At 74.7% G+C, this 5,951-nt stretch carries 2 protein-coding genes; both read right to left on the bottom strand.

What is annotated here, in order from left to right; all coding sequences use genetic code 11:
• Positions 1-1,698: condensation domain-containing protein (locus tag CCN33_RS23460; RefSeq protein ID WP_140394638.1), on the bottom strand; the 1,698-nt coding region annotated here is incomplete at its 3' end.
• Positions 1,695-5,951: non-ribosomal peptide synthetase (locus CCN33_RS23455; protein WP_140394637.1), on the bottom strand; the 4,257-nt coding region annotated here is incomplete at its 5' end. The genes CCN33_RS23455 and CCN33_RS23460, both read right to left, overlap by 4 nt.

Below are 5,951 nucleotides of genomic sequence, written 5' to 3'. Positions count from 1 at the left end.
GCGCAGCGGGGCGGACTCGGTGACGCGGTCGAGGCGTTCGGCGGGCCAGCGCGGGTCCAGCGGGACGTAGGCGGCGCCCGCGCGCAGGACGGCCAGGGCGGCGGTGACCTGGGCCGAGGAGCGGCCGAGCAGGATGCCGACCCCGTCCTCGGCGCCGGCCCCGGAGCCGGTCAGGGCCTTGGCCAGCCCGGTGGACAGCTCCTGGAGCTGCCCGTAGGTCAGCTCCTCGCCCGCGCCGGTGACGGCGATGGCGCCGGGGTGGTGCACGGCCTGCCGGGCCACCACGTCCGGCACGCTCAGGCTCCGCACGTTCAGCCGGAGTTCCGCGCCGCGTGCGGTCGCCAGCAGCCGTTCCCTCTCGCCCTCCAGCAGCAGCGGCAGGCCGTCGGCCGGTACGTCGAGGCCGTCCGCCATCCGGGTGAGCAGGCGGCGCATGCGCGCCACGGTCTGCTCGATCAGGGTGCGGTCGAGCAGCGCGGCGCGATAGCCGAAGGTGACGCGGAGGCTGTCCTGGCCGGGGGCGATGGTGAGGGTGAGCGGGTAGTGGGCCGCGTCGGTGCCCTCGATCCCGGCGACGGTGAGGCCGGCCATGCCCTGTTGGGCGGTGCGCAGGGCCTCGGCGTCGAGCGGGTAGTTCTCGAAGACGGCGAGGGTGTCGAAGAGCCGGTCCAGGCCGGCGGTCTCGCATATCTCGGTCAGCCCGACGTACTGGTGGCCCAGCAGCCGGGCCTGCTCCTCCTGGAGGCGGGTGAGCAGCGCGGCCAGTGACTCACCGGGTTCGGGGCGCAGCCGGACCGGGACGGTGTTGATGAACAGGCCGATCATCGTCTCGATGCCGGGGATCTCCGGCGGCCGCCCGGAGACGGTGGTGCCGAACACCACGTCGGAGCGTCCGGTGAGGTGGGCCAGGACCAGGCCCCAGGCGCCCTGGACCAGGGTGTTGAGGGTGAGCCGGGAGGCGCGGGCCGTCTCGCGCAGCCGGTGTGTGGTGTCCCGGTCCAGCTCCAGCACGAGGGTCTCGGGCAGCTCGGCGGAGTCGGGCCCCTGCGGCGCGCCCCGCCCGGCGAGCAGGGTCGGCGTCTCCAGCCCCGCCAGCGCCTCCCGCCAGGTGTTCAGCGTGGCCGCCCGGTCCTGCGCGGCCAGCCAGGCGAGGTAGGTGCGGTACGGGGTGACGCGGGGCAGCGTGAGGTCGTCGCCCTGGCGGGCGTACAGCTCGAACAGCTCGCGGACCAGCAGGGGGACGGACCAGCCGTCGAAGAGGAGGTGGTGGCTGGTCATCACCAGCCGATGCCGGCCCGGCCCGGTGTGGACGAGGGTGAACCGCATCAGGGGCGGCGTGGTGAGGTCGAACCGCCGGGTGCGGTCCGCGGCGAGGAACGTCTCCAGCGCCTCCGTCCCGTCCGCACCGTCGGCCGAGGTGAGGTCCAGCTCCTCCAGCGGTACGGGCACCTGCGCCGCGACCGCCTGGACGGGCTGGTCCAGGTCCTCGTGCAGGAAGCCGACCCGGAGGTTGGCGTGGCGGCGCAGCAGGGTGCCGATGGCGGAGCGCAGGGCGAAGACACTGACGGTGCCTTCGAGGTCGAACACGAACTGGGTGGTGTAGACGTCCACGGCCTGGGAGTCGTAGAGCGAGTGGAAGAGCATGCCCGCCTGCAACGGCGTCAAGGGCAGTACGTCCTCCAGCTGGAACCCGGTCACTTGCGTCCACCCCACTTGTTCTGAAGTCGGTCGATCTGGGCCTGGTCCAGGGAGACCAGGGGAAGGTCGGAGGGCGTGTATCCGCCCGCGTCGGGCTGTTCGGCGTGTTCGGCGACGGCGCGCAGGGCGCGGGCGAAGGCGTCGGCCAGGTCCGCCACGTCCTCCTCCTTCAGGAGGTCGCCGGGCCAGGCCCAGCGGGTGACGAGGACGGGTCCGTCGGGGCGGTCCTCGGTGTGCGCGTTGATGTCGACGACGTGGTGGACGGGCATGTCCGGGTCCTGGCTGCGCGGCTGGCCCCCGTCGGGCAGGACCTCCCAGTCGCCGTTGCTCCCGGCCGAACTCGTGTAGCGGCCCAGGTAGTTGAAGCCGATCTGCGGAGCTTCGGCGGTGAGCCGGTCGCGGGTGGCGGGGTTGAGGTGCCGGAGCATGCCGTAGCCCACGCCGTGGTCGGGTATCGCCCGGAGCTGTTCCTTGATCAGCTTGACGGCGCGGTCGATCAGGGTGGCGTCGAAGCGTCCGGGGTCCAGGACCCGGCCGGGTCCGGGATCGAGGCGCACCGGGTAGAGGCTGGTGAACCAGCCGACGGTGCGCGAGAGGTCGATGTGGTCGGCGAGCTGCTCCCGGCCGTGGCCCTCCAGGTCGATCAGGACGGCGGTGTCGTCCGTGCGGCCGGTGCCCCGGTCCTCCCGCCAGGCGCGGATCGCGAGGGCGAGCGCCGTGAGCAGCACGTCGTCCACCCCGGCGTGGAAGGCGGCCGGCGCGGTGGTGAGCAGCGGGCCGGTCCAGCGGGCGTCCAGCCGGGTGGTGATGGTCCGGGTGTGCTCGGCGGTGTCCCGCTCCGCGTCGAGGGGCCGGTGTCCGATGCGCGGGTCAGGGGTGCTCAGTACGCCTTCCCACAGCGGGAGTTCGCGTTCCCGTTCCGGCGTGCGGGCCTGGGCGGCGAGGAGGCGGGCCCAGCTCCGGTACGGCGTGGCGACGGACGGCAGCGGCGACGGCGTGCCGGTGACCGTCCGCCAGGCGGCGGCGAGGTCGGCGCCGAGCACCCGCCAGGAGACGGCGTCGACGGCCAGGTGGTGGACCACGATCAGCAGTCGGCCGGGGGTGGCCGGGCCCGCGTCGCCCCAGACGGCCTCGATGACCTGGCCGTCGGCGGGCCGCAGCCGGGCGCGGGCCTGTTCGCCCGCCCCGGCGAGCGCGGCGGTCGCGGCGGCCGCGTCCAGCCCGGTGATGTCGAGCCGGGTGAGGCGCTTGCGCGCCTGTACGGAGCCGGGCGGCTGCGCGTACAGGAACGGCTCCTCCTCGGTGGAGCGGGTGACCCGCATCCGGAGCATGTCGTGGTGGTCGATGAGGAGTTGGAGGGCGGCAACGAGGGACTCCTCGTCGGCGTCGGCCGGGGTGCGCAGGACGGCGGACTGGTTGTAGCCGTCCGTGGGGCCGGGCCGCTCCAGGAACCAGGCCGCGATCGGCGTGGGCGGCATCTCGCCGGTGCCCGCCTCGGCGGGTTCGGCCGAGTCCGCCGTCAGCACGGTGGCGACGGCCGCGATGGCCTCCGGCGTGCGGTGCACGAAGACGTCCCGCGGGGTGACGGCGAGCCCGGCCTGCCGGACCCGGCTGACGAGCTGGATGGAGAGGATGCTGTCGCCGCCGAGCGCGAAGAAGTCGTCGTCGGTGCGGACCGTGGCCGCCCGCAGCACGGAGCCGAACACCTCGCACAGCACGCGCTCCCGTTCGGTACGGGGCTCCCCGCCCGGCCGGCTGCCGGTGCTGCGGGCCGGCGCGGGCAGGGCGCGCCGGTCGGTCTTGCCGTTGGTCATCAGCGGTAGCGCGTCGAGGTGCACGAAGACGGCGGGCGTCATGTACGGCGGCAGCACGTCGGCCAGCCCCCGGCGCAGCGCGTCGTCGGTCACGTCGGCCGCTCCCCCGCCGGGCACGACGTAGGCCACCAGCCGGCGTTCGCCCGGCTGGTCCTCGCGCACGACGGCGCAGGCTGCGGTGACGCCGGGCAGCGCGGCGAGCGCGGTCTCGATCTCCCCGAGCTCGATGCGGAAGCCGTTCAGCTTGACCTGGTCGTCGGCGCGGGAGACGTAGGTGAGCAGGCCGTCCGCGTCACGCCGGACGAGGTCGCCGGTGCGGTACATCCGGCTTCCGGCGGGCCCGTACGGGTCGGCGACGAAGCGGGTGGCGGTGAGCCCGGCCCGGCCCAGGTAGCCGCGCGCCAGTCCGTCGCCGGCGATGTACAGCTCACCGGTGACACCGGGCGGCACGGGCTGGAGGCGGGCGTCGAGGACGTGGGCGCGGGTGTTGTCGACGGGGCGCCCGAGCGGCACGCTCCCCTCGGCGGTGTCGGTGTCGTCGTCGGTGTGGTGGTGGGCGGTGGCGTCGATGGTGGTCTCGGTGGGCCCGTACAGGTTGTGCGGCTCGGCCCGCCAGCTGTCCCGGACCCGCCGGGCCAGGGTGCGCGGCAGGGGTTCGCCGCCGCAGAGCACGGCCCGCAGCGTCGTCGGCGCTTCCTCGCCGGCCGTCTCGGTGAGCACCAGCGAGAGGTGCGAGGGCACGAACTGGGCGATCGTGACGCCCAGTTCGCGCGCCCGGCGGAGCAGCCCGGCGGGGTCGTGGTTGAGGGCGGCCGGTACCGGGCAGGTGGAGCCGCCGTGCAGCAGGGGCAGCCAAGTCTCCCACACCGAGGCGTCGAAGCTGGGCGAGGTCCGGGCGAGGACCCGGTCGGCGCCGGTGAGGGCGAGGTGGCCGGCCATCCACGCCATGTGGTTGGTGAGCGAGGCGTGGGTGACGACGACCCCCTTGGGGCGGCCGGTGGAGCCCGAGGTGTAGATGACGTACGCCGCGTCGCGCGGGTCGGGCCCGGTGGCGGGCGGCGCGGTGTGCCCGGTGGACCAGGCGGCCCGGTCGTCCAGCGTGAGGACCGGAACGGCCAGTTGGCGGCCGCGGACGCGGTGGGCGTGGGTGAGCAGGAGGACCGGGCGGGCGTCGGACAGGGTGAAGGCGATGCGCGCCTCGGGGTGTTCCAGGTCGATGGGCAGATAGGCGGCGCCGGCCTTGGTGACGGCGAGCATCGCCACGACCTGGTCGGCGGTGCCCTCCAGGGCGAGGGCGACGAGGTCGCCCCGGCCGATGCCCCGGCCGCGCAGGTGGTGCGCGAGGTCGCCGGAGAGCTGGTCGAGTTCGGTGAAGGTGAGGGTGCGGTCGGCCCCGCGTACCGCGACGGCGTCCGGGGTGCGGGCGCACTGTGCGCGGAACGCCTCCGGTGCCGTCCGCGCGGCCACCGGGCGGACCGGCCCGAGTGCCGCCCGCTCCAGCCGCTCCCGCTCGGACGCGCCCAGTACCTCGCTCTCGTGCACCCGCTGGCCGGGGTCGGCCGCGAGGGAGGCGAGGAGGCGGGTCAGCCGGTCGGCGAGGGCGTGCGCGGTGGCGTGGTCGAACAGCTCGGTGGAGAACTCCAGCACCCCGTCGAGGCCGGTGGGGTGCCCCGCGCTGTCCTCGGTCTCGGTGAAGGTGAAGGTCAGGTCGAACTTGCTGATGCCGGTGCGCACCGGATGCTCGGAGACGGTGAGGCCGGGCAGCTCGATGTCTGCGCCGGCCGTGTTCTGGAGTACCAGCATGGTCTGGAACAGCGGGTGGTGGTTCTGCGCCCGCTCCGGGCTGAGGGCGTCCACCAGCCGCTCGAAGGGCACGTCCTGGTGGTCGTAGGCGGCGAGGTCGAACTCCCGCACGCGATCCAGCACTTCGTCGAAGGTGGGGTCGCCGGTGAGGTCGGTGCGCAGCACCAGGGTGTTGACGAAGAAGCCGACCAGGTCGTCCAGGGCCTCGTCGGTGCGGCCGGCGACGGCGGTGCCGAGCGGGATGTCCTCTCCGGCGCCGTGCCGGGACAGCAGCACGGCGAGGGCGGCCTGCAGCACCATGAAGAGGCTGCACCCGCGGGCGCGGGCGAGCGCGGCGAGGGCCTGGTGGGTGCCGGCGTCCACGGGGAAGGCTAACGCGTCACCGCGGTGCCCGGTGACCGCCGGGCGCGGCCGGTCGCCGGGCAGCTCCAGCAGCTCGGGCGCCCCGGCCAGCGCCTCGCGCCAGTAGGCGAGTTGCCGGGCGGCCCGGCTGTCCGGGTCCTCCTCGTCGCCGAGCAGCGCGTGCTGCCACAGCGTGTAGTCGGCGTACTGGACGGCGAGGTCGGTCCAGCCCGGCTCCTCGTGCGCGAGCCGTGCCCGGTACGCCTCGCCGAGGTCGCGGGCGAGCGGGGCGAG

This window comes from Streptomyces recifensis, from assembly GCF_002154615.1.
GTDB classification, from domain to species: Bacteria; Actinomycetota; Actinomycetes; order Streptomycetales; family Streptomycetaceae; genus Streptomyces; species Streptomyces griseoluteus.
This window is presented reverse-complemented; position numbering and strand designations above follow the sequence as displayed.